The organism is Cupriavidus gilardii (assembly GCF_013347325.1).
Taxonomy (GTDB): Bacteria; Pseudomonadota; Gammaproteobacteria; order Burkholderiales; family Burkholderiaceae; genus Cupriavidus; species Cupriavidus gilardii.
This window is the reverse complement of sequence record NZ_CP054624.1, coordinates 881,896-906,533: the sequence shown is the minus strand read 5'-3', so window position 1 is coordinate 906,533 and position 24,638 is coordinate 881,896. Positions and strand designations below refer to the sequence as shown.

Annotated in this window: 24 protein-coding genes; 10 read left to right on the top strand and 14 right to left on the bottom strand. The window is 68.5% G+C overall.

Annotated features, from left to right (window positions below; translation table 11 throughout):
- Window positions 1-31: 31 nt before the first annotated feature.
- Window positions 32-712 carry a hypothetical protein gene (locus tag FOB47_RS04265; RefSeq protein ID WP_174780057.1) on the bottom strand — a complete coding sequence of 227 codons (681 nt, stop codon included), beginning with the start codon at window positions 710-712 and terminating at the stop codon, window positions 32-34.
- Window positions 713-1,191: 479 nt separating this feature from the next.
- On the opposite strand from FOB47_RS04265, the gene FOB47_RS04260 reads away from it, so the two are divergent.
- Window positions 1,192-2,571, top strand: coding sequence for a GGDEF domain-containing protein (locus tag FOB47_RS04260; RefSeq protein WP_174780056.1), 1,380 nt, complete (start codon window positions 1,192-1,194; stop codon window positions 2,569-2,571).
- Window positions 2,572-2,613: 42 nt separating this feature from the next.
- On the opposite strand, the gene FOB47_RS04255 is transcribed toward FOB47_RS04260, so the two are convergent.
- The 3 genes from FOB47_RS04255 to FOB47_RS04245 are packed head-to-tail and all read right to left on the bottom strand — an operon-like array spanning window position 2,614 to window position 5,902.
- Window positions 2,614-3,510 carry a c-type cytochrome gene (locus FOB47_RS04255; protein ID WP_053824089.1) on the bottom strand — a complete coding sequence of 299 codons (897 nt, stop codon included), beginning with the start codon at window positions 3,508-3,510 and terminating at the stop codon, window positions 2,614-2,616.
- The gene (locus FOB47_RS04250; RefSeq protein WP_053824090.1) at window positions 3,507-5,276 is read right to left on the bottom strand and encodes a GMC family oxidoreductase; all 1,770 of its coding nucleotides are present in this window, start codon (window positions 5,274-5,276) and stop codon (window positions 3,507-3,509) included. Before FOB47_RS04250 ends, FOB47_RS04255 begins: the two co-directional genes overlap by 4 nt.
- Window positions 5,273-5,902: a gluconate 2-dehydrogenase subunit 3 family protein gene (locus FOB47_RS04245; protein ID WP_244959286.1), complete on the bottom strand. Its 630-nt coding sequence runs from the start codon at window positions 5,900-5,902 to the stop codon at window positions 5,273-5,275. The genes FOB47_RS04250 and FOB47_RS04245 overlap by 4 nt, the downstream gene beginning before the upstream one ends.
- Window positions 5,903-6,228: 326 nt before the next feature.
- Between FOB47_RS04245 and FOB47_RS04240 the strand changes: the two genes are divergently transcribed.
- Window positions 6,229-6,621, top strand: coding sequence for a hypothetical protein (locus FOB47_RS04240; RefSeq protein WP_174780055.1), 393 nt, complete (start codon window positions 6,229-6,231; stop codon window positions 6,619-6,621).
- Window positions 6,622-6,805: 184 nt separating this feature from the next.
- Here FOB47_RS04240 and FOB47_RS04235 read toward each other — a convergent pair whose 3' ends face one another.
- Complete coding sequence (locus tag FOB47_RS04235; protein WP_244959285.1) at window positions 6,806-7,687, bottom strand: oxidoreductase; 882 nt, start codon at window positions 7,685-7,687, stop codon at window positions 6,806-6,808.
- 253 nt (window positions 7,688-7,940) lie between these two features.
- Between FOB47_RS04235 and FOB47_RS04230 the strand changes: the two genes are divergently transcribed.
- The 4 genes from FOB47_RS04230 (at window position 7,941) to FOB47_RS04215 (ending at window position 11,724) form a co-directional block, all read left to right on the top strand.
- Window positions 7,941-8,864, top strand: a complete 924-nt coding sequence (locus FOB47_RS04230) for an AraC family transcriptional regulator (RefSeq protein ID WP_082371774.1) — start codon at window positions 7,941-7,943, stop codon at window positions 8,862-8,864.
- A 197-nt stretch (window positions 8,865-9,061) separates the two neighbouring features.
- Window positions 9,062-9,817 carry an SDR family NAD(P)-dependent oxidoreductase gene (locus FOB47_RS04225; RefSeq protein WP_174780054.1) on the top strand — a complete coding sequence of 252 codons (756 nt, stop codon included), beginning with the start codon at window positions 9,062-9,064 and terminating at the stop codon, window positions 9,815-9,817.
- A gap of 231 nt (window positions 9,818-10,048) precedes the next feature.
- Window positions 10,049-10,351 (top strand): helix-turn-helix domain-containing protein, encoded by a 303-nt coding sequence (locus FOB47_RS04220; protein ID WP_174780053.1) that lies wholly within the window; start codon window positions 10,049-10,051, stop codon window positions 10,349-10,351.
- Window positions 10,348-11,724 carry a type II toxin-antitoxin system HipA family toxin gene (locus FOB47_RS04215; protein ID WP_174780052.1) on the top strand — a complete coding sequence of 459 codons (1,377 nt, stop codon included), beginning with the start codon at window positions 10,348-10,350 and terminating at the stop codon, window positions 11,722-11,724. The genes FOB47_RS04220 and FOB47_RS04215 overlap by 4 nt, the downstream gene beginning before the upstream one ends.
- A gap of 152 nt (window positions 11,725-11,876) precedes the next feature.
- Here FOB47_RS04215 and FOB47_RS04210 read toward each other — a convergent pair whose 3' ends face one another.
- The 4 genes from FOB47_RS04210 to FOB47_RS04195 all read right to left on the bottom strand — a co-directional run bounded on the left by FOB47_RS04210 (window position 11,877) and on the right by FOB47_RS04195 (window position 15,508).
- Window positions 11,877-12,221: a hypothetical protein gene (locus FOB47_RS04210; protein ID WP_174780051.1), complete on the bottom strand. Its 345-nt coding sequence runs from the start codon at window positions 12,219-12,221 to the stop codon at window positions 11,877-11,879.
- Between the two features lie 117 nt (window positions 12,222-12,338).
- Entirely contained in the window at window positions 12,339-13,382 is a 1,044-nt protein-coding gene (locus tag FOB47_RS04205; RefSeq protein WP_174780050.1) for a Bug family tripartite tricarboxylate transporter substrate binding protein, read from the bottom strand.
- A 14-nt stretch (window positions 13,383-13,396) separates the two neighbouring features.
- Window positions 13,397-14,704 (bottom strand): alkyl sulfatase dimerization domain-containing protein, encoded by a 1,308-nt coding sequence (locus FOB47_RS04200; protein WP_174780049.1) that lies wholly within the window; start codon window positions 14,702-14,704, stop codon window positions 13,397-13,399.
- A gap of 87 nt (window positions 14,705-14,791) precedes the next feature.
- A complete protein-coding gene (locus FOB47_RS04195; RefSeq protein ID WP_174780048.1) occupies window positions 14,792-15,508 on the bottom strand; it encodes a TetR/AcrR family transcriptional regulator in 717 nt (238 codons plus the stop codon).
- A 245-nt stretch (window positions 15,509-15,753) separates the two neighbouring features.
- Here FOB47_RS04195 and FOB47_RS04190 point away from each other — a divergent pair, with 245 nt between their 5' ends.
- Window positions 15,754-16,911 carry a porin gene (locus tag FOB47_RS04190; RefSeq protein ID WP_174780047.1) on the top strand — a complete coding sequence of 386 codons (1,158 nt, stop codon included), beginning with the start codon at window positions 15,754-15,756 and terminating at the stop codon, window positions 16,909-16,911.
- 17 nt (window positions 16,912-16,928) lie between these two features.
- Window positions 16,929-18,233, top strand: a complete 1,305-nt coding sequence (locus tag FOB47_RS04185; RefSeq protein ID WP_174780046.1) for a DUF1254 domain-containing protein — start codon at window positions 16,929-16,931, stop codon at window positions 18,231-18,233.
- On the opposite strand, the gene FOB47_RS04180 is transcribed toward FOB47_RS04185, so the two are convergent.
- The 3 genes from FOB47_RS04180 to FOB47_RS04170 form a co-directional block, all read right to left on the bottom strand.
- Window positions 18,230-18,823 carry a GAF domain-containing protein gene (locus FOB47_RS04180; RefSeq protein ID WP_390884797.1) on the bottom strand — a complete coding sequence of 198 codons (594 nt, stop codon included), beginning with the start codon at window positions 18,821-18,823 and terminating at the stop codon, window positions 18,230-18,232. The two genes, FOB47_RS04185 and FOB47_RS04180, sit on opposite strands and share 4 nt — an antisense overlap.
- 2 nt (window positions 18,824-18,825) lie before the next feature.
- Window positions 18,826-19,803, bottom strand: coding sequence for a Bug family tripartite tricarboxylate transporter substrate binding protein (locus FOB47_RS04175; protein WP_053824661.1), 978 nt, complete (start codon window positions 19,801-19,803; stop codon window positions 18,826-18,828).
- A gap of 190 nt (window positions 19,804-19,993) precedes the next feature.
- Complete coding sequence (locus tag FOB47_RS04170) at window positions 19,994-21,823, bottom strand: gamma-glutamyltransferase family protein (protein WP_174780044.1); 1,830 nt, start codon at window positions 21,821-21,823, stop codon at window positions 19,994-19,996.
- 150 nt (window positions 21,824-21,973) lie between these two features.
- Here FOB47_RS04170 and FOB47_RS04165 point away from each other — a divergent pair, with 150 nt between their 5' ends.
- Window positions 21,974-22,930 (top strand): LysR family transcriptional regulator, encoded by a 957-nt coding sequence (locus FOB47_RS04165; protein ID WP_226994957.1) that lies wholly within the window; start codon window positions 21,974-21,976, stop codon window positions 22,928-22,930.
- A gap of 51 nt (window positions 22,931-22,981) precedes the next feature.
- Here the strand turns inward: FOB47_RS04165 and FOB47_RS04160 are convergent, their stop codons facing one another.
- On the bottom strand, window positions 22,982-23,389 hold the full coding sequence (locus FOB47_RS04160) for a VOC family protein (protein WP_053824101.1): 408 nt from the start codon (window positions 23,387-23,389) through the stop codon (window positions 22,982-22,984).
- A gap of 48 nt (window positions 23,390-23,437) precedes the next feature.
- Entirely contained in the window at window positions 23,438-23,884 is a 447-nt protein-coding gene (locus tag FOB47_RS04155) for a VOC family protein (RefSeq protein WP_053824102.1), read from the bottom strand.
- Window positions 23,885-24,140: 256 nt separating this feature from the next.
- On the opposite strand from FOB47_RS04155, the gene FOB47_RS04150 reads away from it, so the two are divergent.
- Entirely contained in the window at window positions 24,141-24,584 is a 444-nt protein-coding gene (locus FOB47_RS04150) for a hypothetical protein (RefSeq protein WP_053824103.1), read from the top strand.
- Window positions 24,585-24,638 lie beyond the last annotated feature (54 nt).

The following is a 24,638-nucleotide window of genomic DNA, read 5'->3' as shown; positions in this document are numbered from 1 at the left end:
CAGCCCGGCCGGGCTGTCAGATTCGGCCGCATCAACCGCGCACCCGCGGCGGCGGCCGTGTGTCCTCGCGCCACTCGGACCGCAGCGGAACCGCCCGCGCGCGATATCGGGCAATCGCGGCATGTTCGGGCTGCGGGCACGCCAGCGCGCGGTAGAAGGCCAGTTCCAGGTCGTCGGCGCCGAGCGCGCGGGCTTGCGCGGCGAAAGCGATCAGGTCCGACGCAGGCGCCGGCATTCGCGCGGCCTGCCGCAGCAGCGTGCGCAGCTCGGACCGATAGCGCTCGCGCGCCGGCGGATCGGACGCGGCGGCATTGGCCCGCTGGCGCGCGATATCGAGCCGCGCGCGCAGCATCGGCAGCGCGGCCTCGCCGCTGGCGCCATGCATCCGTGCCAGCAGCGTCTGCGCGTCGTCCAGCCTGCCGTCGCGCGCAAGCTGCTCCGCCAGCTCCGCGATCAGCGCGGCATCCGGCGGCGACACGCGCAGCCACGCTTCCATATAGGCGAGCGCCGGGCCATCCAGGGCACGGCCGCCTTGCCCGCCTTCGCCAAGCAGTCGTTCGCGCAGCGGCTCGCGCGGAAACATCAGCGCAAGGCAGAGCCCCATCGCGGCGGCAATGCCGATGGCGAACGCCGGAGGCAGCAGACGTTCGCGCGCGGGAGCGATTGCCCCTGACTTCAGCGGCGTGACGCGCGCCGCCTGTTGCTTCCCCATGACTTCCCCGTTTTCATTGCCTCGACGACGCGGCGTCGTCGCTCCCCCCGGCCCGGATATCAATTTGTAACTACGAGCCGAATCCTAGCGAACGGTACAAAAAGGGAATGTCAACAATTGTCAAACGTGGCATGCCGCACACGCGCCATTCGACGCAATCAGTAGAATCACCATCATGAAAAAAATCACAGGCCGTGCCTCGATGCGCGGCCTCGCTGCGCGATTGGAATCGGGATCGGGATCGGGATCGGGATTGCGGTTGCAATCGCGGTCGCCACTGCAACTGGGATCAGGCTGCGCCTGCCGGCGTACCGGCAACACAGAGCCATACCAGGGACCGCAGCTTCGGGAATGTCGACGGCGTCATCCGGGTCAAGCTCTCTGACAAGTATTCGCGCCGCACCGGCCATGGCCGGGCGCGCATTGCCTTACACCAACGGTGTCGCGGTGCCGCCGCGCGCCCACAGGGAGACGATTGCATGTCGCCGGATTTACCCACTGCCTATCTGACCTTGCTGGTGCTGTTCGCCAGCACGCTGGGCATCTCGATCGGCCTTCGCTACGGCGCCGCGCACGCCGGCCACCGTGCACGCTGGACCGACGCCCATGCCTTCGCCTCGCTGGGCGGCATGGCGCTCGCACTCGGCGCGATCGCCCCTGCCCCGCTGTGGGCGGTGCTGGCGCAGGCGCTGTGCCTCGGCGCGCAATTGATGCTGGTGCGCGGCCTGTCCGCGAGCGGCATGGCGATGGCCCCGCATCATCTGCGCGCGATGGTCGCCGGCGGCGTCGCTTCGGTGGCGCTGATGGCGCTGATCGCCACGGTGCAGGATGCCGTGATGGCCGAGCGCGCAATCCGCACGCTCGGCCATGCGATCACCGCGCTGGTTGTCTGGCAGGCGCTGCGCCTGCTCAACCGCGAACGCCGCTCGCATACGATCGGCCATGTGCTGGTGTGGGTGGCCTGCTGCGCGCAACTGATCGCGCAGGGCCTGTGCCTTGCGCTGGCGCTGGCCGCCGGCGGCGCCGGCGCCTGGAGCCCGGTCGGGCCCGAAGAACCCGGCATGCTGGCGCAGGCGCCGCTGCTGCTGATGCTGATCGCGGTGCTGTCCGGCGTGGTCGGTTTCACGCTGCTGAGCGCGGAGCGCCAGCTGGCCGAACAGCGCGCGCGCGCCCGCCTCGATTCGCTGACCGGGCTGTTCCATCGGGGCGCGCTCGACGACGCCGCGATGACGCTGGCGGCGGAGGCCGGGCGTACCGGCAAGCCGCTATCCTGCCTGGTGATCGACGTCGATCGCTTCAAGCAGGTCAATGACCGCGCGGGCCACCAGGCGGGCGACCAGGTGCTCAAGCACATCGCCGAGACGCTGCGCCGCGCCTGCCGCTCCAGCGACGTCGCGGCACGCTTCGGCGGCGAGGAGTTCTGCCTGCTGTGCCCGAACACCGGCGAAGAGGAAGCGGTGCTGCTGGCCGAACGGATTCGGGCCCGGATCGCCGGCATCGCGCTGCCGGAGGAAATCGGCGGACATGCCAGCGTCAGCATCGGCATCGCGCAGGCCGAGGACGCCGGCGATGCGCGCCGCAGCTGGGAGCAGCTGTTCGACGCGGCCGACCGTGCGCTTTATCGCGCCAAGCGCGAAGGGCGCAACCGGGTGATTCGGGCGGGTGCAGGCGCGGGGGTTGGTGCGAATGCCGCAGCGAATGGTTTGGCGAATGGTTCGGCGAATGCACCGGCGAATGCCGCAACCCACCACGCCGTCCATGCCGGCGGCGTGCCCGCGTCCGCCGCGGCAAAGGCCGCCAACGAGATCACCGAACCGGCGGCGTGGCGTGTGGCCTGCGGCGTGTCGGTCGGCGGCTGAGCGCGCCGCCCTGCTCGACGCCGGCGCATCGCCGCCGCATCGTTAGCGCGCCCCACCCTGCGCGTAGAAGCTCGCCAGCGCGCGAGCGTCCGCCTCGCCCAGCCGCTGTGCGATGCCGCGCATCGCGCCATCGTCGTCGTTGTGGCGGCTGCCGGTGCGGAAGGCATCGAGCTGCCTGGCCAGATAGTCGGCCGGCTGCCCGGTCAGCCGCGGCAACAGGAATCCCTGGCCCTCGCCCTCGACACCATGGCAGTTGGCGCAGGCCGGCAGGGCCCGGCCGTTGTCGCCGGCCGCGTGCAACGTCAGCGCGGCCGACTGGCCGGATTTGCCATCGCCGGCCAGCGTCGACGACGGCGCCGGCTGGCTCGCGTAGTAGCGGGCCACCGCGGCAACCTCGTCGTCCTTGAGCGCCTTGGCGATCGGCGCCATCACCGGATCGACCCGACGGCCGTCGCGATAATCGAACAGCTGCTTGGCCAGATATTCGGCGGGCATGCCGACCAGCGACGGAAAGGCGCCGGCGGGCACCGCGGCGCCCGCGGCTCCGGGCGTTCCGCCCGCCGCGTGGCACGACACGCAGGCCACCGCTCCCGCGCCATTGCCGCTGGCGGCGATCGTCGCGCCCCGCTTGTCGGCTTCCTGTCCGGACGCCCGCAACGCCTGCGACCACGCCGGTTCCTTCGGCAGGAAATCCGTCGCGCGCCGCACCACCGCCTCGCTGGCTGCGGCCACGGGTGCCGACGCCGCAGCGGGTGCCGGGGCCTGCCCCGCTCCACCGGCCGAGGCGGCCTGGCGCGGCCCAGGCTCCGGCGCGAACAGGTCGGGCCAGACCTGGAACAGCAGCGCATACAGCGGAAAGGCGCCGATGCCGAGCACCAGGGCACCGACCCACCAGGTCGCGCGATTGCGCCCGGCTTCCACTTCGTTCGGCGTGTTCATGCGATCAGCTTCCCTGGCGCCTTGACATAGTCGCGCTTGACCGCGTCGACGATCCAGTACGCGGTGGCGCCGACCGTGCCGGTCGGATTGAAGTTCGAGTTCTGCGGAAACAGGCAGGCCCCGGTGACGAACACATTGGGCACGTCCCAGCATTGGCCGAAGCGGTTGACCACGCTGTTGGAGGGATCGCTGCCCATCGCCGCGCCGCCGTTCAGGTGCGTCGACTGATAGCTGGTCGCGGTAAACGGCCGCTTGCGCGGGCCAGGCTCGGTGGCGACCACCCCGCGCATCGCCTTGCCGATCCGGTCGCCCTTCTCGGTCAGGAAGGCCGACAGCTTGATGTCGTTGTCCGGCAGATCGTAGGTGATGCGCAGCAGCGGTTGGCCCCAGGCATCGCGATAGGTCGGATCGAGCGACAGGTAGCCGCCGCGCGTCGGCATCGCCGAGCCGGTGATCGTGATCGACGCCGAATGGTTGTAGTAGCGGCGCACCGCCTTCTTCCATTCGCTGCCCCAGGCCGGCGTGCCCCTGGGCGTCGGGTGGTAGCCGATCGGCGCGCCGCTGACCACCTGGATCTGGATATAGCCGCCGCCGACGAAGCCCAGCGGTCCGTGATCGAAGTTGTCGGCGCTGAAATCGTCGATCGTCACCGCCGCCGCGCCCGCGCCCATGAACGGGTTGATGTGGGTCTTCTCGTCGAAGAACAGATTGACGCCGGACGTGGTCTGGTGCGTGTAGTTGCGCCCGACCACGCCCTGGCCGGTGGCCGGGTCGTAAGGCTTGCCGATGCCCGACAGCAACAGCAGCCGCACGTTGTGCACGCTGAACGCGCACAGGAACACCATGTCGGCCGGCTGGAAGAACTGCTGCCCGCTGCCATCGACATAGGTGACGCCACGCGCGAGCTTGCGGTCCTTGTCGAGCTCGACGCGCAGCACCTGCGCACCGGTGCGCAGCGCGAAGGTATCGAGCTTCATCGCCGCCGGCAGGATGCAGACCTGCGGCGAAGCCTTGGCGAAATGCTCGCAGCCGAAGTTCGAGCAGAAGCCGCAGTAGACGCAGGCGCTCATCGGCAGCCCTTCGGTATTGGTATAGGGCCGCGTCGACAGCGCCGACGGCTGGATGTAGGGGTGATAGCCGAGCCTGGCGGCGGCCTCGCCGAACAGCGCCGAGGCGTGCGCGACCTTCATCGGCGGATTCGGATACGGCCGCGAGCGCCACGGCTCGAACGGATTGCCGCCGGGCTGGATCTTGCCCTTCAGATTGCCGGCGAAGCCCGAGGCGCCGATCAGATAGTCGAAGCGGTCGTAGTAGGGTTCGAGCTCGTCGTAGGTCAGCGGCCAGTCCTGCGCGGTCAGGTCGGCCGCGAAGATGCCCTTGCCGTAGCGGCGCTCGTAGTGGCTGCGCAGCTTGAAGTCGGTCGGATCGAAGCGATAGTAGGCGCCCGACCAGTGGTTGCCCGAGCCGCCCAGATGCGTGCCGGGGTAGGCGAACTGCCAGCGCCGCATCGGCAAGGCGGTCTGGCTGGTGTCGTTGCGGAAGGTGAAGGTCTCCGTCGCGGTGTTCTGATGCAGCGCGTGCCGCCGCGTATAGCGCAGCTCGTCATGGACCGTCGGGGCCTGGAAGTCGGGCGAGGGCCAGCGCGGCTCGCCGCGTTCGAGCATCACCACGCGCTGCCCCGCCGCGGCCAGTTCCTTGCCGATGATCGAGCCGGTCCAGCCGCCGCCGACGATCACCGCATCGACACGTTCGAGGGTCTTGCTCATGGCCGCCCTCCCTTCGGTGCCGGTGCGGCCTTGGCAGGCGAGGCGCCGTGCGGGCTTGCATGGCCAGCCCCGTGCATGCTGCCGTGCCCCGAGGCGCGCGCCATCGCGATCGACATCGGCGGCCGGATATAGGCCACGCCATGGCGCTCGATATCGTTCGAATAGCTGGCGTAGACGCCGGGAAAGCCGACGAGCTTCCACCCTGCCATGTTCCGATTGCCGCCGTGGATCGGATCGCCGAAGAATCCCTCCATGGTGCCGTCGAGCAGCATCTGGAAGAAGACCTTGCCAGGCAGCGCGCCCAGGTCGATCTCGCCCTTCTCCAGCGCCGTCAGCAACGCGTCCTGTTCGCGCGGCTGCAATTGCGCGAACGATTTGCCGCCATGCTGCTTCGCGCTGACCTCGTCGACCGCGGCCAAACCCGCGCGAAATGCCTGCGCCGGCGTCAGCGCGAGCTGGTAGCCCTGCTCGGGTGTGCCGGCCTGAAAGGGCCCATGCCGATAGAAATGATCCCCGCTGCCCCAGGCCCCGCCCAGTTGCCGGTCCAGGAAATCGGTCACGCCCGCCTCGCGTGCGCCCGGTCCCAATTCGTCGTTCGGGATCAGCCGCGCAACGATGGCATCCACGGTAATTCTTTCGCGTGCATTGAAAAAATGGGACACACCACCGGCTTTGTTCGCCGCCGCGCTGGCCGGGCCCGGCGGCGCCGCCAGCGCGCTGTCGCCGACCAGTCCCGTTGCGGCGGCTCCAGCCGGCAATCCGGCCCCGAGGGCTTTCAGAAGCGTGCGCCGCATGGGCGTGAAGGGTTTGGTCATCGGTGCGCTCCTCGAAAAACCGCACCCGATGCAAGAAGCGTGGCAAGGCCACGCCGGGATCACGCGAGGTGGCGCTTCGGCGGCCCTGGTACGGCCGTTGCCTTCCTCCGATGGGGGACGACTATAGGAGCCATACCATGACGAAGCGAAACTGGATTTCCGTTGCAACCTTGAGCGTCGCCATGCTGGGCGGCCTGGTGGCCGGCTGTAACCGCGGCGGCGACGATGCCGCCACCACCGACAGCAGCGCGGCCAGCGCGCCGATGGGCCCGGTCCCGAGCGACACCACCGGCAGCGCGGGCACCGGCACGGGCACCGGCGGCACCACCGGTTCGACCGGCACCGGCACGAGCGGCACCACGGGCTCGGCCGACACGACGACCGGCACCACCGGATCGGGCACCACCGGCGCGACCGGCACCACCGGCACCGGCACCGCCGGCTCGACCGGCACGGGCACGGGCACCGGCGCAGCCGCGGGCTCGGGCGGCAGCACCGATACGCGCACCGGCGCGAGCGCACCGCAGTAAGTTCCGCAGCAAGCCTCGAACGCTGGCGGTCCCGCCGGCACCCCTTCCCCCCTCTCCTCGGCCCCTCTCCTGCTCGCGGGAGAGGGGCGTTCGTTCGTGCCCGGCGCCCGGGGCCGCACGGCCGCGGTCGGTGCGTTGGCGATGGCGCGTCAACGACGCGGCAGAGCCACGTCACCAAACAGGGCTACGCCGCCTGGGCCGCATGGTCGGTCGAAGCCGACAGCGCCTTCCATTGCTCGAGTTCGGCGCGCGCCGCGTCCAGTTTGCCGCCGATATAGCCCAATGCATCGGTACCGGCCGCAAAGCGCAACGGCGCCTGCGGCACGCCGGCCAGTTCGACGATGGCCCGCGCCAGCTTGTCGGGGTCGCCCGGCTGCCGGTGGCTGTAGTCGTCGTAGCCGCCGCGCAGCGCCGCCGATGCCGACGCATAGTCGGGAATCGCCTCGGCGCCATAACGTACCGACGAGCCATCGAGGAAATCGGTGCGGAAAAATCCCGGTTGCACGATGGTGACCTGGATGCCGAAACGCGCCACCTCCAGCGCCAGCGACTCGGAGAAGCCCTCCACCGCGAACTTGGCTGCGCAATAGATCGACGCGCCTTCGAAGCCGACCATGCCGCCGATCGACGACAGATTGAAGATGCGGCCGGCGCGCTGGCGCCGCATTACCGGCAGCACCGCGCGCGTGACGTGCAGCGTGCCATGGACATTGGTATCGAACTGCCGCACGACCTCGTCGGCACTGTTCTCCTCGAACATGCCGAGCTGGCCATAACCGGCGTTATTGACAAGCACGTCGATGCGCCCGAATGTCGCCACGGCGCGGTCGACCGCATCGCGCGCCTGCGCCGGTTCGGTGACATCGAGCCGCAATGCCAGCAGGCGCTCGCCATGCTCCGCCAGCGCCTGCTCGATGCGCCGCGGATCGCGTCCCGTCGCGACGACATGGTCGCCGGCGGCCAGCGCCGCCTTCGCGATGCAGGCGCCGATGCCACGCGCCGCGCCGGTGATCAGCCAGGTCTTGCTCATGCGGAACTCCTTCAGGTTGGGGTGAATGGCTGCCATGGTAGGCAGCGGGCCCCGGCGCCGGTTAGATCAAAACTCGGGAGCGCTTGCCTGATTCTCCAAAGCGGCCCGGCCCTGCGGCCCCGCACGGCCGCCGCCGGGCGAGCGCGCGCTACACTGGCGCGCATCCCGGCGTCCCCTGTACGCCTCCATGCCATCGTCCCCGCCGACCATGACCGTCACCGCCGCTTCGATGCCAACGCCGCCACAACCATCCGGGTCCGAGCAGTCCCGCCGCCAGCGCGAAGAACGGATGGCGGCACTGATCGGCCGCCTCGCGCCGGCCGAGGGATACACGATGTCCGCGCTCGACGCGGTCAAGTTCCTGCGCGCCAACGGCCCGCTGCCGCGCACGCCGGTGCTCTACGACCCCTGCATCATCGTGCTGTGCAGCGGGCGCAAGCGCGGTTTCTTCGCGGGACGCGAGTTCGTCTACGACGCCCAGCATTTCCTGGTGCTGTCGCTGCCGATCCCGTTCGAGTCGCAGACCGAGGCCTCGCCCGACGAGCCGATGCTGGCGATCTCGATCCGCGTGGACCTCGGCGTGCTGGCCGAGCTGGCGCTGTCGGTGCCGCCGCCGGCATCGGCATCGGCGTCCGGGGACGCGGACGCGAGGCCCGCCGAGGTATCGGGCATCCAGTCGACCCCGCTCGACGACAGGCTGGGCGACGCCGTGGTACGCCTGCTCGACGCGCTGACCTCCGACATGGAGGCGGCGGTGCTGGGCCCGGCCATCCTGCGCGAGATCTATTTCCGCGTGCTGTGCGGCCCGCAGGGCCAGGCCCTGCGCGCGTCGCTCGCCTACCAGAGCAACTTCGGCCGCATCGGCAAGGCGCTGCGCATGATCCACGCCGGCTACGATCAGCCGCTGTCGGTCGACACGCTGGCCAGCGCGTCGGCGATGAGCGTGGCGGCCTTCCACGCGGCGTTCAAGTCGGTCACCGGCACCTCGCCGCTGCAGTACATCAAGGCCACGCGGTTGCACAAGGCCCGCATGCTGATGATCCAGCAGGGCATCAATGCGTCGGTCGCAGCCAGCCAGGTCGGCTATGAAAGTCCGTCGCAGTTCAGCCGGGAATTCAAGCGGTTTTTCGGCCGCAGCCCGATCGACGAGGCACGCATGATGAAGGAAGCGATGGCGCTGCGCACACGGGTGGATTGGGCACGCGCCGCTTGAGCGCGGCGCGGGTCCTGCGCCGGTCCTGCGCCGGGGAAGTCGGCCACGGAAGTCCTGCAGAGAATCGGGCAAGCCCGCCATAGGATCCGGCATGGGCTTGCGCGCCCGCACTTCGTACAGTGATGGCAAGCGATGGCATCGACGGTCAAACGTCGCCATCGCGGCCCTTCCTCTTTTACTGTATGGAGTTCAGATCAATGAATGCACAGCAAAGCCAGCGCGACCTCGAAGGCCGGGTCGCCATCGTGACCGGCGCGGCCGGCGGCGTCGGACGCGCGACCGTGGAACTGCTCCATCGCCGCGGCGCCCGCGTGGTGGCCGAGGACATCAAGGACACCGTTGCGGAACTGGAGATCGACGGCGAGATCGTCGCCATCACCGGCGACGTGTCGCAGGAAGCCACCGCCCGCGCCGCCGTCGATACGGCAATCGCGCGCTTCGGCCGGCTCGACATCCTGGTCAACAACGCGGCCCGGATCATCAACCGCACGGTCGCCGAGATGACCGCCGACGAATGGGATCAGATCCTTGCGATCAACGCGCGCGGCATGTTCCTGCACGCCCGCGAAGCGCTGCGCGCGATGGTGCCCGCCAGGCGCGGCGCCATCGTCAACGTCGGCTCCTACGCCTGCGTGGTCGCGCTGCCGACCATCGGCGCCTATGCCGCCTCCAAGGGCGCGGTGGCGCAGCTGACGCGCGTGCTGGCGGCCGAAAACGGCCAGCACGGCATCCGCGTCAACGCGGTGGGGCCGGGCGACATCGTGACCGGCATTCTCGATGACCAGATGCCGAACGGCCGCGAGTTCCTCGCCGAACACGGCAAGAACAACCTGCTGGGCCGCGCCGCACAACCGCAGGAGATCGCCGAGGTGATCGCCTTCCTGGCGTCCGACAAGGCAAGCTTCGTGACCGGCGCGCTGGTGATGGCCGATGGGGGGCATACCGCGGTTTGAGTCGAAGGCATGCCGGCGGTGGTCACGTGCCGGGGTCGGCGCGCTCATGGACGGCGGCCCGTCCGCGAACAGGCCACCGCCACTCGCCAGCAGCGCCATCGTGGTTTTCTAAACAGCGCGCAGCGATACTAAAGTATCGTTTCGTGTCAATATGATACTTTGCTATCGTCTTGACCGCCCTCATCGCCGATACTAAAGTATCTCTATGGAAGAAAATGATACTTTAGTGCAATGAAAACCATTGAAGAGGTTTCCCACGCCCTCTCCGCCCAGACCGAACGTGTCGGCTACGGCAAGACCCGACTTGCCCATGACGCCGGAATCACTTTTCGGACCCTTAGCCATGTTCTGCAAGGGAATCAGGACTTCAAGGTTTCCACGCTGTTGGCCGTCGCCGATCGGCTTGGCCTCGAGCTGATGTTGGTTCCGCGGGAAGCCCGATCGCTGTTCGGGGCGGCGGGTCCCGCGCAGCCTGCCATTCCATCGGTGGTCGATGCCGCTCTCCAACGCCTGAAGTCCAACCGCTCGCAATGAACCTCAAGACCTTGGCCATCTATCTCGGCGAACAGCGTGTCGGCCTGCTGTTTCAGTACGGCACCGACAACCCGATCCTGCGCTTCGTCGCGGACGACGCCTTCGTTGCGCTGGGAGACAAGGCCCCTACCCTGTCGCTGTCGATGCGCGCCGACGACCCGGAAACGCAGCGCGCCTTGTGGGCCAATGTCTCGGCGCCGGTGTTCAACGGCCGGCAATCCAGACGCAAGGGCTGGCTGCTGCCCCCGTTCTTCCAGGGGCTGCTGCCCGAAGGCGTGTTTCGAGATCATGTTGCCGCGGTCCGCGGCTGCGAACCGGACGACCATTTCGAGATGCTGGCGGCGACCGGCAGAGACTTGCCGGGCAATGTCCACGCGCGGCCCGTCACACTGACGCGGCAGGAAGCCGCGCATCTGGTGACGCAGGATGCCGACTCGCTGGAAATGAGCGTCGTCGAGGAGCCGATGGAGGATGGCGTCTCCGTTTCCGGCGTGCAGCCGAAGGTCGGCGTCATCCGGGATGGCGACCGCTATGTGGGCCGCACAAAGATGCAGGACACCCACATCATCGCCAAGCTGCCCGTCGTCGGTCATCCGCTGTTGCCCGAACTGGAAGAACTATCGTTGCGGCTGGCCCGGGCGGCGGGCGTGGATGTCTGCGAGGCAAAGCTGGAACCGCTGGAAAAGCTCGCCGTCGAGCATGGCTACGACCTCGGCAACGACGTCACCGGCGCCACGAACTTTCTCGCGGTCACGCGTTTCGACCGGGCGCCCGGCTCACGTTTCCATGTGGAGGATTTCGGCCAGATCATGGCTGTCGAGCCCGAAGACAAGTACCGCCACAGCTATCTCGCGATGGCCGCGATCATGCTGGCGCAACCCTCTCTGGGAGAGGCGGCAGTGCACGAGCTGCTGCGGCGGATGACGGTCAACGAGCTGCTTGGCAACCCGGACATGCATCTGAAGAACGTGGGCGTCATCTACCGGGACGGCATCACACCGACCTTGTCTCCCGCCTACGACATCGTCGGCTACAGCGCCTATCAGCGCCGTACCGGCCATGCCATCTTCATCGTGCCACCGGAGCTGTTGCCGCCATCCGCGGACGGCACACGCGGGCGCCATCAGCACTTGTCGCCAGCCATGCTGCGCCAGTTTTGCGGACATCTGCGGCTGCTCGAGAAACCGGCCGCCGCGGCAATCCAGCGTACCGTGCTGGCGGCCGTGAAGAACTGGCCGCAGATGATTGTCGCGTCGCAGCTCACCGACATGCAGAAGAGCAATCTGCTTGCCCACTTCGAGCAGCACCCCATGGTCATGTCGGTGCGCAAACGGGCCGCCGGTCGGAGCCGCGCGGCATCCATCGAATCCTAGATCCGTCCGCTGTCGCCGCGGCGCTGGTTCCACGGCGGAGCCGTGTGAGTAGCAAAGTAGACAACGCTGTATTTGGACTACTTCGCTACTCATCTCGGCCACTGTGGCACCAGGCTGAACGGCGGGCGCGGCTTCGTGCACGCAGGGCTACGTCAACCGCCGATATGCGGCCGGTCCGACTGCATCCGGTCGCCCTGCTCGTCCGGTGGCGATACCTGCTCGTTCATCACCTCGTTTGGCGTGGGACCCGTTTTTTTGCCGGACTGTTCTGCGGACCTTTCTCCGGTCTTTTCGCCTGGCTTCCCGCCCTGCTGCTGGCCCTGGCCCTGCTGCCCCTGCGCGCCGCCGCCCGCCGGGTTGCTTTCCGACGGCAGCGTGTCGGCTTCGGCGGCCGGATTCTGCCTGCGTTCCTGCGACAGCGAGCCCTTTTCCGGCTTCAGCGACTCGACGGACTGCGGGGCCACGGGATTCGGGATCCCTGAAGATTTGTCCTTCATGCGCATCTCCGTTTGCAATGGGTGGAGGGTGCAGCCTGCGGCTTGCCGCGACAGCGCGGCGCCGCAGCCCTTCCCATTGCCGACGCAAGACACATACCCGCGGGCGCCGGGCGGCCTTCAGTCGACCGTCACCCCGTTGGCCCGGATGATCTCGCCCCATACCTTGATGTCGTCGCGGATCGTCGCCGCGAAGGCCTCGCTGGTCTTCGCGGGCGGATTGGCCATGTTCATCAGCGCGAAGCGCTCGCGGATCTGCGGGTCGCCCAGCATGCCGTTGATTTCGGCGTTGAGCCGCCTGACGATCGGCGCCGGCGTGCCGGCGGGCGCGAACAGGCCGTACCAGCTGTTGGTATCGAACGGATAGCCCTGCTCCCGCATGGTGGGGACCTCGGGCGAAACCGAGCCGCGGCGGCTGCCGCTGATCGCCAGCGCGCGGATCTTGCCGGAGCGGATCAGCGGCAGCGACGACGAGGTATCGACGAAGGCCACCTTGATCATGCCGCCCTGCAGATCGTTCAGCACCTGTCCCACCGCCTTGTACGGGACGTGGCGCATGCGCAGGCCGGCCTGCATCTTCAGCGCCTCCATCGTCAGGTGTCCGCCCGAGCCGATGCCCCACGAGCCGTAGTCGTAGGCATCGGGTCTGGCCTTGACCGCGGCGACGAACTCGCGCAGGTTGCGGGCGGGAAAATCCGGCGTGACCACCAGGAAGTTGCCGCCCTCGCCCACCTGCGCCACCGGCGCCAGGTCGCGCAGCGCGTCGTAGGGCAGCTTGGGCTGCAGCGTATGGTTGATGACGATCGACGCCGCATAGGTAAACAGCAGCGTATAACCGTCGGGCGCCGCCTTGGCGACGGCATCGACGCCGATGATGCCGGTGGCGCCGGGCTTGTTGTCCACCACCACGGTCTGTCCCAGCCGCTTGCCCAGCCGTTCGGCGATGACGCGGGCGAACAGGTCGGTGCCGCTGCCGGCCGACGACGCCACCACCAGCCGGATCGGCCGCGACGGCCACGTGTCGGCGGCCCATGCAGGCCCCGCCGCCAGCGGCGCGGCGACCAGGGCCATCAGCGCCAGCAGCGTTTGCCGCCGACTACCTTGCGGCGCGCCGTTGTCCATGTCCTTGATGCGCGCTTCTTCCTTGCTGTCGAACGACATCATTCGGTTCCTCCCTGTCATCGGCTGAACGGTTGGCTGAGCGGTCGGCTGAACGGGTGGCGCTCACCGCGTTCGATGCTGTCGGCGCAGGCCGCGTACAGGCTGCGCGATACATAGCTGGAGACCTGCCGCGCGCGCTGCCGCAGCCAGCCGGCCTTCAGTTCGCGCGCAACCCGCAGCGTGGGCGCGTTGCCCGGCGCGCCGGCGAGCACGTCGATCACATGCAGCGCAAGTTGAATCTCGCCCTTGTCGGCGAGTCCCTGTGCATGGCGGATCAGCGCATCGTGATCGCTGACCGCTTCGGCGATCTGCGCGGCCGCCTGCTCGGGCGGGGCCGGATGCAGCGACGTCGCGTTGCGGTCCCACCAGCCGTTTTCGGCGCGGTAGATGTCGCGCGCGATATAGCTGGGATCGCCATAGCTCGGCCGCATCCATGGCTTGCCGAACAGTTCCTCCGGATAGCGCAGCGCCGCCAGCATCTCGCGCTCGTCCATGCCCTGATTGATCAGCCGGATCACCTCGTCGTGCAGCCAGTGCAGCGCGCCGGCGGTATGGCGCAGTACCTCGACCGCCTGCGCACCGCACAGGTCCGCGCCGAATTCCCGCACCACACGCTGCGGCTCGAGCGCGGCGAGGTTTTCCAGCGTGCGCGCCCAGCGCGGTGCGTCCCGCAGCGTGCGCAGCGGGGTGCCGATGTTCGGGATCGAATCGATGACGGCCGGGCCGCCATACAGGATCCGCGATTCGGGGAGCCAGACCGCGACCGCGTCGTCGGTCTCCGACGGCGCCCACAGCAGCTCGGCGCGGCGCGGACCGGTGCCGACGGTCAGCCCCTGCGCGAAGGTCTCGCTCGGTGCGTGCTGGCTCAGCTTGCCGGCCAGGCGTCCACGCGGCTGGCGGAACTGCACCTCGGCCAGCGCCTCCTGCAGCGGCATGGTGGCGCGGTAGCGCGCCTGCCTTGGCAGCACGTTGGCATGGGCGATCACACGTGGCGCGGGGTCGCCGCGTTCGGCGCAATGCGCGAGCCACAGCGGCAAGCCGCTGTTGTAGCCGAGATGGCCGTGGCTGAAGACGATGGCCGCCAGCGGCAGCGAGGTCACGCTGCGCAGCGCGTCGATCATGCCGCGCGTGATGGCGCCGCCGGGACCGGCATCGACCAGCAGCAGCGCATCGCCATCGGCGGCACCGGCCTGCGTGGTGGTCTGCGTGGCGATCCGCGCGACGAAGGACTGGCCCTGGCCGTGCAGCTTCCAGACGCCCGGAGCGACGGCCTCGACCCCGTCGCCGGTGGCCAGCGCGGCGGGGCGCGCTTCGAAATCCTGCATGCGAACGACTCCTGTGACAGAACGAAGGACGAGCGCCGCCCCGCTCCGTCAGGGAGCGTCATCGTGGGCAACGCCAGGGAAAGAAGGCTAGCGCCGGCCGACGCTGGAACTGACCGGCGCGCTCAGGCTCGCGGCGCAGAAGTCGATCAGCTCGGCCAACGGCGGCTCGCCGCCGCGTCGGCCCTGGTCGCGATACCAGTGCGCCAGCGAATAGACCACGGTGTCGTTGAACCAGGTCAGCCGCAGATTCATGACCTCGCGCGGCACCTGCGGACACAACGCGAATACCAGCTTGCGCACGCGGATCAGCGCCGACACCGCGTCGCGTTCGACCAGTCCCTTCTTCAGCAGGTTCGGGCTGAACGTGGTCTGCGCCAGCACCTGAAGGTAGTGCCGGCCCCAGTCGGTATCGCGCACCGCATCGGCCAGCGGCAGGATGGTGGACTCGACCACGGCGTGCAGATCGGTGTCGCGGCCCTCGGCGACGAGCCGGTCCAGATAGCGATGGCGAATCACGTTGATCTGATGCAGCCGCCGGTTCAGCAGATGGCTGACCAGCGCCTCGCGCGAGCCGAAGTGGTAGTGCAGCGCCGAGCGATTGCGCTGCCCGCTCTCGATCACGATCTGCCGCAGCGGCACCTGCTCGACGCCATGCTCGGCAAAGAGCCGCTCGGCGATCTCCAGCATCCTGGCCGCGGTGCCGGGCACCTGGGCCTCGTCCTCGGCGGCCGGCGCAGCTGTCTTGCGCCGCCCCGCCGTCTCGGCGTCCTCGCCGATCACCGAGCGAATCTGTTTCAGCTTCATGCGTGCAACCCGCGTGTTCCCCGCGACCATCGCGAGGTTCGCTGTCAGCATAGTCGCGTCGCGCCGTTCTAATACTAGGGATTAACCCGAGAAACCGGGCGCGAGGCAAGCCATACCGCGCGCATCGGGGTAATCCCCAGATTTTCGAATCGCGATGCGGCGCTATGGTTTTCCGGACCCGCGTAATACGACGTATTAAACGCGAGCGGGCAACGAAACACCGCAAGACGCGGAGGAGACACGGCATGAAGGGATGGTGGATCACGGCGGCGGCCGCCGGCATGATGGCGCAGGGCGCGCATGCGCAATCGTCGGTGACCTTGTATGGCGTGGTCACCGCCAGCGTGCAGTACGTCAACAACTCGCAGAACGTCAGCGGCGGCGTGCTGGCCCCGGGCAGCGGCTCTCGCACGATGCTCAACTCGTCGGGCATCGCGCAGTCTCGCTTCGGGCTGCGCGGCACCGAGGAGCTCGGTGGCGGCACGCAGGCACTGTTCGTGCTGGAGAACCAGTTCAACACCGACGATGGACGGATGGGGCAGAACGCGATGTTCGGCCGGCAGGCATTCGTCGGCCTGAAGAACGACAAGCTCGGCCGCATCACCTTCGGCCGCCAGTACACCTCGTCGTTCCTGGCGCTGGGCAGCTTCACGCCGGTCGCCTACGCGCCCGAGTTCGAGCCGGTGGTCGGCATGGCCGGGCCGAACTTCCGCGAGAACAACATGGTGCAGTACCACGGCAAGTTCGGACCGCTGTCGCTGCACACACACTGGTCGTTCGGCGAGCGCGCCGGCAGCCTCGCGGCCGGCTCGGCCTACGGCATCGGCGTGTCGTACTACACCAACGGTTTCGGCGTGGCGGCCGCCTACGACGAAGTCAAGACGCTGAACGCCGCGCAGGCTGCGGGCGCCTCGTCCTCCGGCGACTACGGCCGCGACATGCGGGCCTTCCTGGCCGGCAGCTACGAGGTCGGCGCGTTCAAGTTCGTCGCCGGCTACCGCTGGGGCAATTCGGTGGCGCCCGGCGACGGCACGCCGACGCTGCTGCCGCACCGCGACGACATGTATTGGGCCGGCGTGCACTGGCAGACCACGCCCGCGCTGCGGCTGAGCCTGGCCTGGTACTACGACGACATCAAGCGCGCCGATATCGGCGGCGCCAGCGTCAACCCGGCCAATCCGCAGCAATATCTGGCGCTGGCGGACTATCGACTGACAAAACGGACCGACCTGTTTGCCGGCATGATGTACGCGCGCAATGCCTCGCTGAACTGGGACAACATCGGCTACCTGCCCAACGGGCAATCGGTCGGCTACGCGCCGGCGACCTCGCAGGTCTACTACAAGCGCCCCGACGCCAAGGGGCAGCTCGGCATCTCGCTGGGCATCCGCACCATCTTCTAGACACCACGACGCAAGCCATGGAAAACTCCACGACCGATCCCGCCGTCGCCGCGCGCCTGCGCGAGGCCTTCATCTATACCTTCCCGGTGCACGACCTCGCCCAGGTCCGCTGGCAGATCACGCAGAACCCGCAGAACCGCAACCGCGTGCCCGTCAATGGACTGCTGCATTACCGCCGGCTGCTCGACCATCGCGCCCGCACCGTGACGCAGCCCAACAACGACACGCTCTATTCGCTGTCGTACCTCGCGCTGCACGACGGACCGATGCTGCTGCGGCTGCCCGACATGGGCGAGCGCTACTACAGCGTCGCGCTGCTGGACATCTTCACCAACAACTTCGCCTGCATCGGCAACCGCACCACCGGCACGCAGGCGGCCGAGTTCCTGCTGGCAGGGCCGGACTGGTCCGGCGACGCGCCGGCCGGTGCGCGGCTGATCCGCTGCCCGAGCAACGATGTCTGGCTGCTGGGGCGGTTGCTGGTCGACGGCGAGCATGACCTTCCGGCCGTGCATGCGCTGCAGGATGCGATCGGGCTAGAGCCGCTGGGACGGCGACAGGCCGGCGACCGCGGCCTGCTGCGGACGGTGCCCGACGAAGCCGATCCGGCGCGCTACCTCGATCTGGTCAATGAAGTGCTGGGCCGCAATCCGGTTCCGGACGACGAGCGCGAGCTGGTGGCCGGCTTTGCCGAAGTCGGCATCCGCCCCGGCCATCGCGACGCCTACGCGGACCTGCCGACGTCGGTCCAGCAAGCCTGGCGCGCGATGCTGCCCGTGCTGCGCAAGGAACTGGCGCGCACGCCAGGCTTCGGCAATGGCAGCGAGTCGGGTCCGTGGCAATCGGGACCGGACCATCTGGGCAATTTCGGCAAGGACTACACCTACCGCGCCCATGTGTCGCTGATCGGCCTCGGTGCGCTGGAACGCGCCGAGGCGATCTACGCCACCTGCGTCAACGATGCCGCCGGCGAACGGCTCGACGGGGCCCGTGCCTACCGGCTGCATATCCCGCCGGCGATGCCGGTCGACGCGTTCTGGTCGCTGTCGATGTACGAGTTCGCGCCCGATGGCCGGCGCTTCTTCACCGAGAACCCGATCGGCCGCTATACGATCGGCGACCGCACGCCGGGGCTACAGGTCAACGCCGACGGCAGCATCGACCTGTGGCTGCAGCATGCGCGGCCCGAGCCGGCGCGCGAGGCGAACTGGCTGCCCGCGCCGGCCGGACGGTTCTCGCTGACGCTGCGCTACTACCATCCGCGCGAGGCGCTGCTGTCGCGGCGCTTCGTGCAGCCGGCGCCGGAGCCGATCGGCAGCTAGCGCGCGCCGCGCACCGGCTCGGCGTGACCAGCGTGGTCGGCGTGGCCGGCATGGCAATGCGCCACGGCCGGCGCGGCCAGGCCGGCCAACTGGCGCAGCGTCTCGACCTCGTCGGCCTGCCACGCCGACCTCGGGCTGAGGTAGTTGAACGTGCCGATGCAGCGACCCCGCTCGCCGATCGGTACATTGACCACTGCCCTCAGCCCGAGCGCGCGGATCGTCGAAATATCGTCGAACACCTCGGCTAGCGCCGCGTCGCCCTCGCCGACGAAGACCTCGCAGCGCTCCAGCAGCTGGCGCGCCCACGGCGTATCGCCCTTGCGCTTGCTGCCGCCGACCGGATAGGCGGCGGGATCGCTGGACCATTGCCGCACCACCTGGCGGCTGTCCGGGCGCCACAGATTGATCGTCAGCAGCCCGGGACCGAGCAGCGCCAGCGTGGCGGCGCCGACCGCGTCGAACAGCACGGCGGTGTGTTCGGATCCGGCAACTGCCGCCTCCAGCGCGGACGTCTGCTGCGCGGACAAGCGCGGCCGCAGCGCGGCCAATGCCGCTGCCGCGGCGCCGCGCGGATTCGATGCTTCGCCCACGCTCATTCCGCGCTGATCTTCAGGTCGCGGATCAGCTTGCCGTAGCGATCGGCATCGCGGCGCAGCACCTGGGCGAACTGCTGCGGCGTCGACGTGGTCGTCTCCACGCCGATCGCGTCCATCTTGGCCTTGACCTCGGGCAGCTGCATCACCTTGTTGATCTCGGCATTCAGGCGCGTCACCAGTGCCGGCGGCATGCCGGCGGGACCGAAGGCGCCATACCAGACCGCCAGTTCGTAGCCCGGCACGGTCTCGGCGACCGTCGGCACATTGGGCAGCAACGGCGAGCGCTTCGCCTCGGTCACCGCCAGCAGCTTCAGCTTGTTGGCCTTGACGTGCGGCAGCGTCTGCGTGCCGGCCGAGAACAGCAGCTGGGTCTGGCCGGCCACCGTGTCGACCACGGCCGGCGCCCCGCCCTTGTACGGCACGTGCAGCATCTCGACGCCGGCCATCTTCTCGAACAGCACCGCGCTCAGATGATTGGTCGAACCCGGGCCGGCGCTGGCGTAGGCCAGCTTGCCGGGATTGGCGCGCGCGTAGGCGATCAGTTCCTTGACGTTATTGGCCGGCACCGACGGATGGACCACCATCGTGTTGGTGACATAGGCCAGCAGGCCCAGCGGCGTGAAATCCTCGACGCCGCGGAACGGCATGTTCGGCATCATCGCCGGGTTCATCGCATGCGTGCTCATCGAGCCGATCAGCAACGTATAGCCGTCGGGCTTGGCGCGCGCGACCATCGCCGAGCCGATATTGCCGGAGGCGCCCGGCTTGTTGTCGACGATCACCGGCTGGCCCAGCGAGCGCGTCAGGCGCTCGGACAGCACCCGCGCCAGGATGTCGGTCGAACCGCCGGGCGCCCACGGCACCACCAGCGTGATGGGCTTGGTCGGATAGTCCTGCGCGGCCGCGGCGCCTGCGGCGCAGCACAGCGCCAGCGCCGCCACACCGCGCAGCCAGCTTCGAATCGTCGTCTTCATGGTCGCTTTCATCCTCGCTTTCATCCTCGTTTCTCCCCGTTTGCCATGCCGGACGCACCGCGCGCCCGGTCTGTCGTTCTATCGGTCTGTCGTTCTATCGGTCTGTGGTTCCATCGGTCTGCGCCGTGCCGTTCCATCGCGCCATGACATATCGGCGCCTGAACGTGCCGTGCCGCGGCATCCCACGCTGTCAACGTCCCACCGCATAGCCCTGCATGCCGCGCGGATTCGCGCCGGCGCGCAGCAGCAGCCGCCCCTTGCCGTCGCGCTCGCGCGAACAGGCCGACATCCGTCCTTCCGACCACGGCTCGCCGATCCGCAAGTCGTGGCCCGCATCGCGCAGCGCGTCCAGCGTCGCCTGCGGGAAGCGCGATTCGATGCTGAGCCGGTTCAGCACGGTCTGGCGCGGCCAGAACGAGCCCGGGAAGTGGTCGATGTGCCAGGCCGGCGCGTCGATCGCTTCCTGCAGGTTCATGCCGTGCACCGCGTGGCGCAGGAAGAAGGCCAGCGACCATTGATCCTGCTGATCGCCGCCGGGCGTGCCGAACACCATGTAAGGCTCGCCGTCGCGCAAGGCCAGCGACGGCGACAGCGTCGTACAGGGCCGCTTGCCCGGCGCCAGCGAATTGGGCAGGCCCGGCTCGAGCCAGGTCATCTGCAGCCGCGTATTGAGCGCGAAGCCCAGCGCCGGAATGGCCGGGCTCGACGACAGCCAGCCGCCGGACGGCGTGGCGGCGACCATGTTGCCGTCGCGGTCGATCACGTCGAGATGGCAGGTGTCGCCGACGAAGATCTCCTGCTCGGCCCATTGCTGTACCGGCGGCAGCGCGGCAAAGGTCGGCTCGCCGACGCCGAAGCGCGTATCGGCGCTGGCCAGCGTGCGCTCGGCCGCGGCGAGATCGGGCAGCCGCGGCGCGCGGCCGTCGATGCTGCCGGCCCGCATCTCGCGCGATGCCTGCGCACCGATCAGTTGCGCGCGTCCCCGCAGATAGTCCGCATCGAGCAGTCCGCGTGCCGGCACGTCGGCAAAGCGCGGGTCGCCATACCAGGCGAGGCGGTCGGCCATCGCCAGCTTGGCCGCCTCGGCGATCCGGTGGACGAAGCCCGGCGACGTCGGCTCGTGCGCCTCCAGCCCGGCGTGGCGCAGCATGCCGAGCTGCTGCAGGAAGGCCGGGCCCTGGCTCCAGACGCCGCACTTGGCGACCGTATGGCGGCCGAAATCCAGCGTCAGCGGCGCTTCGACCTCGGGCTGCCAACTTGCCATGTCCTCGTAGCGCAGCAGGCCACGATGGCGCTCGCCGGTGGTGTCGCGCACCTGCTGCGTGCGGCAATAGGTATCGATCTCGCGCGCGACGAAGCCGCGGTACCAGCAATCGAGCGCGGCGTCGATCTGCTTCTCGCGCGTGCCGCCGGCCGCCTGCGATTCTTCGACGATGCGCCGGTAGGTGCGCGCCAGCGCTGGCGTCGCATGCAGGCTGCCCGGCGACGGCACGCGGCCGTCGACGAGCCAGACGTCGGCCGAATCGCGCCATTCGCGCTGGAACAGTTCGCGCACCGCCAGGATCGCCTGCGAAATACGCGGCACCAGTGGAAAGCCGTCGCGCGCATAGGCGATCGCCGGCGCCAGTACGTCGGCCAGCGACCACGTGCCGTAGTCGCGCAGCATCGTCAGCCAGGCGCCGAACGCGCCGGGTACGGTGGCGGGCATCAGGCCGATGCCGGGCATCAGGTCCAGCCCCATCGCGCGCAGCGCGGCCGGTTCGGCCAGCGCCGGTGCCGGCCCCTGGCCGCAGATCGAGCGAACCGCACGCTCGCGTTCGCTCCACAGCAGGATCGGCACCTCGCCGCCGGGACCATTCAGGTGAGGCTCGACCACCTGCAGCACGAAGCCGCCCGCCACCGCCGCATCGAACGCGTTGCCACCGCGCTCGAGCACGCCCATCGCGGTCTGCGAGGCGAGCCAGTGTGTCGACGAGACGACGCCGAAGGTACCGACGATTTCGGGGCGGGTGGTGAACATGCTGGTTTCCGAGTGCAGCCTGACTGGGCAGGAATGGGGCAAGTATAGAAAGATCGAATAACCAGAACGGACGATTGCATTATTCTTCCATTCCTGAATGGTTATACGACCCGCTGATACCCCCTCCGGATCCGCCCTTTCGCCCCCTTGATGACTTCCGTCGCCATGCCCGCCTTCGCCGACCGCCTGCAGCACAACCTGATCTCCCGCCTGCGCCTGAAGCAACTGTCGCTGCTGCTGGTATTGGAGCGGCATCGCTCGCTGTCGCGCGCGGCGGCCGAACTGAACCTGAGCCAGCCGGCGGTCACCAAGGCGCTGCGCGAGATCGAGGAGATCTTCCTGACGCCGCTGTTTCACCGATCGCGCGCGGGACTGGAGGCCACCGAGACCGGTGCCTCGGTGCTGGCGTATGCGAGGCTCGCATTGGCCGACGCGCGGGCGCTCGGCGATGAGCTGGCGGTGCTCGATGCAGGGCTCGGCGGGCGGCTGCGCATCGGCGTGATCCCATTTATCGCGCCGGCGATCCTGGACGCGGCATGCTCGCATGCGCTGAGCCAGCAGCCGCGCATTGCGGTGCTGGTGCGCGAGGGCACCACCGATGAGCTGGTCGGCGCGTTGCGCGCGCATGAGGTCGATTGCGTGATCGCGCGCTCCTTCTATGCCGCCGGCGAGGACATCGTGCAGATGCCGCTGTACCGCGAGGAGCCGACGCTGGTGGTGCCGTCGCGCGCGGCGGCGCGGCTGTCGCGCGGCCCGCTCGACTGGGCCAGGCTGGCGACGCTCGACTGGATCATGCCGCCGCCGCAGACGCCGACACGCCGCACGATCAACACGATGTTCGCGACCGCGGGCGTGGCGCCGCCGCTGCCGCTGGTCGAGACCTATTCGATCAAGACGATCGCCACGCTATTGCGGACGCAGCCCCGCACAATCACGATCGTGCCGCGCGCGGTCGCGGTGGAGCTGGCCCATGGCGGCGGCGCCGCGCTGCTGCCCCATGCATTGCGCTGGGACCTGCCGCCGGTCGAGGCGATGTGGCTGCGCCGCGCGCAGCACAGCGGGCCGCTGATGGCGCTGGTGACAGCGCTGCAGCGCGCCAGCGGCTGAGGCGGTGACGACGGAGGGGCCAGCGCCCTCGACAGGCGGCGCACCCAGCCGTCAGGACTGCTGCGCGGCGTCCGGCTGCATGTAGAACACCTCCCACAGATGGCCGTCGAGGTCTTCGTAGCCGTGCTGATACATGAAGCCATAGTCCTTCGGCTCGTTCGGCGTGCGCGCGCCGGCCGCGACCGCCTTCGACACCATGTCGTCGACCGCGGCACGGCTGTCCATCGACAACGCGAGTATCACTTCGTTGCTGCTGCCGGTATCGCAGATCGCCTTGCCGGTGAAGGTCTTGAAGAACGCCTCGACCAGCAGCATCACGTAGATCTGGTCCGATACGATCATGCAGGTGGCATTGCGGTCCGTGAATTTCGGATCGAAGCGATAGCCGAGCCGCGTAAAAAAATCGACCGAGCGGTCGAGGTCCTTGACGGGCAGGTTGACGAAGATCTGGCTTGCCATCGAGGTGTCTCCTGTTTTTCGAAACGGTTTTCGGAATCGGATTGGCCGTTACGACGTGCTGACCCACGGATCATAGCTGCCGATGGTCCACAGATGGCCTTCCAGATCGAAGCAGCTGAAATCGCGGCCGCCATAATCCTGATCCTTCAGATCGAGCACGATCTGCGCACCGGCGGCCTTGGCACGCGCGAATACCGCATCGGGATCCGGCACGACCAGATAAATGCTCTGGGTCTGCCCGCCGCCGACTTCATCGGGCTGGCGCATCAGCTTGCCATATGGGGAATCCAGTACCGAGCCCAGCATCACCATGCCCTTGCCGTAATGCAATTGCGCGTGGGCAATGGTGCCGTCATCGTTTTCCACGACCAGATGCCGGGTAAAACCAAAGGTGTCGCATAACCATGCGATTGCCGACGGCGCATCGCGATAGCGCAGACAGGGGATCGCCGTACTGCCCTGGCTGGTGGAAGCGCCGGAATTCAAATCGGTCATGTCTGTCGCTCCTTGCGCGGCGTGGTGGCCGCGTTGTCGGTCCGGAATCGAATCGGAATTCGATTCGCGGCCGGGAATAAATCCACTGCAAGACTCGCCGGAGGACTGCCTGTCGCGCGCGGCAAATCCAGTAGGCAGCATAGACGATGGTTTTCCCGTGCAAAGACCGCCCACGATGCGACGAGAACGTTTCTTCCAACACGGGTGACCGGTTATACTCCGCGCTCCATAAACCACATTTCGGGTATATCGAACAATGGCCGTTGCCAACAAGAAAAGCGCACCGCGCGCAGTGAAGTCCGCCAAGCCGGCGGCGCCGACCAAGAAGGCCAGCGTGCTGGCACGCGAAGCGGAAGCCGCCAAGAAGCGCCTGCTGAAGCTGCGCGCCGACACCAAGAAGGCGATCGACGCCGCCAAGCGCGAAGTGGCCCAGGCGGTCGCCGCCGCCAAGCTGGCACTGCAGGCCGAGAAGCAGGCCGCCAAGGACAAGCTGGCCGCGCAGAAGGAAAAGGCCAAGGCAGCGAAGGCCGCCAAGTCGGCGAAGAAGCCGGCCGGTGCCAAGGCCGCCGCGCCGAAGAAGGCTGCACCGAAGGCAGCGAAGCCGGCCGCCAAGGTCGTCAAGGCGCCGAAGAAGGCTGCACCGAAGGCAGCCGCAAAGGCCAAGCCGGCCGCCGGCGCCGTCGTCGCCAAGGCTGCCTGAGCGCTGCCCGCCCCTGCCGCCAGGCCCTCGTTCGAGGGCGGCAATCACGGCACC

Bases quoted from the DNA above. Each gene is read 5' to 3' on its own strand.
- FOB47_RS04265 (WP_174780057.1), bottom strand. From the start codon at position 712: ATGGGGAAGCAACAGGCGGCGCGCGTCACGCCGCTGAAGTCAGGGGCA.
- FOB47_RS04260 (WP_174780056.1), top strand. From the start codon at position 1,192: ATGTCGCCGGATTTACCCACTGCCTATCTGACCTTGCTGGTGCTGTTC.
- FOB47_RS04255 (WP_053824089.1), bottom strand. From the start codon at position 3,510: ATGAACACGCCGAACGAAGTGGAAGCCGGGCGCAATCGCGCGACCTGG.
- FOB47_RS04250 (WP_053824090.1), bottom strand. From the start codon at position 5,276: ATGAGCAAGACCCTCGAACGTGTCGATGCGGTGATCGTCGGCGGCGGC.
- FOB47_RS04240 (WP_174780055.1), top strand. From the start codon at position 6,229: ATGACGAAGCGAAACTGGATTTCCGTTGCAACCTTGAGCGTCGCCATG.
- FOB47_RS04235 (WP_244959285.1), bottom strand. From the start codon at position 7,687: ATGGCAGCCATTCACCCCAACCTGAAGGAGTTCCGCATGAGCAAGACC.
- FOB47_RS04230 (WP_082371774.1), top strand. From the start codon at position 7,941: ATGGCGGCACTGATCGGCCGCCTCGCGCCGGCCGAGGGATACACGATG.
- FOB47_RS04225 (WP_174780054.1), top strand. From the start codon at position 9,062: ATGAATGCACAGCAAAGCCAGCGCGACCTCGAAGGCCGGGTCGCCATC.
- FOB47_RS04220 (WP_174780053.1), top strand. From the start codon at position 10,049: ATGAAAACCATTGAAGAGGTTTCCCACGCCCTCTCCGCCCAGACCGAA.
- FOB47_RS04215 (WP_174780052.1), top strand. From the start codon at position 10,348: ATGAACCTCAAGACCTTGGCCATCTATCTCGGCGAACAGCGTGTCGGC.
- FOB47_RS04210 (WP_174780051.1), bottom strand. From the start codon at position 12,221: ATGAAGGACAAATCTTCAGGGATCCCGAATCCCGTGGCCCCGCAGTCC.
- FOB47_RS04205 (WP_174780050.1), bottom strand. From the start codon at position 13,382: ATGATGTCGTTCGACAGCAAGGAAGAAGCGCGCATCAAGGACATGGAC.
- FOB47_RS04200 (WP_174780049.1), bottom strand. From the start codon at position 14,704: ATGCAGGATTTCGAAGCGCGCCCCGCCGCGCTGGCCACCGGCGACGGG.
- FOB47_RS04195 (WP_174780048.1), bottom strand. From the start codon at position 15,508: ATGAAGCTGAAACAGATTCGCTCGGTGATCGGCGAGGACGCCGAGACG.
- FOB47_RS04190 (WP_174780047.1), top strand. From the start codon at position 15,754: ATGAAGGGATGGTGGATCACGGCGGCGGCCGCCGGCATGATGGCGCAG.
- FOB47_RS04185 (WP_174780046.1), top strand. From the start codon at position 16,929: ATGGAAAACTCCACGACCGATCCCGCCGTCGCCGCGCGCCTGCGCGAG.
- FOB47_RS04175 (WP_053824661.1), bottom strand. From the start codon at position 19,803: ATGAAGACGACGATTCGAAGCTGGCTGCGCGGTGTGGCGGCGCTGGCG.
- FOB47_RS04170 (WP_174780044.1), bottom strand. From the start codon at position 21,823: ATGTTCACCACCCGCCCCGAAATCGTCGGTACCTTCGGCGTCGTCTCG.
- FOB47_RS04165 (WP_226994957.1), top strand. From the start codon at position 21,974: ATGACTTCCGTCGCCATGCCCGCCTTCGCCGACCGCCTGCAGCACAAC.
- FOB47_RS04160 (WP_053824101.1), bottom strand. From the start codon at position 23,389: ATGGCAAGCCAGATCTTCGTCAACCTGCCCGTCAAGGACCTCGACCGC.
- FOB47_RS04155 (WP_053824102.1), bottom strand. From the start codon at position 23,884: ATGACCGATTTGAATTCCGGCGCTTCCACCAGCCAGGGCAGTACGGCG.
- FOB47_RS04150 (WP_053824103.1), top strand. From the start codon at position 24,141: ATGGCCGTTGCCAACAAGAAAAGCGCACCGCGCGCAGTGAAGTCCGCC.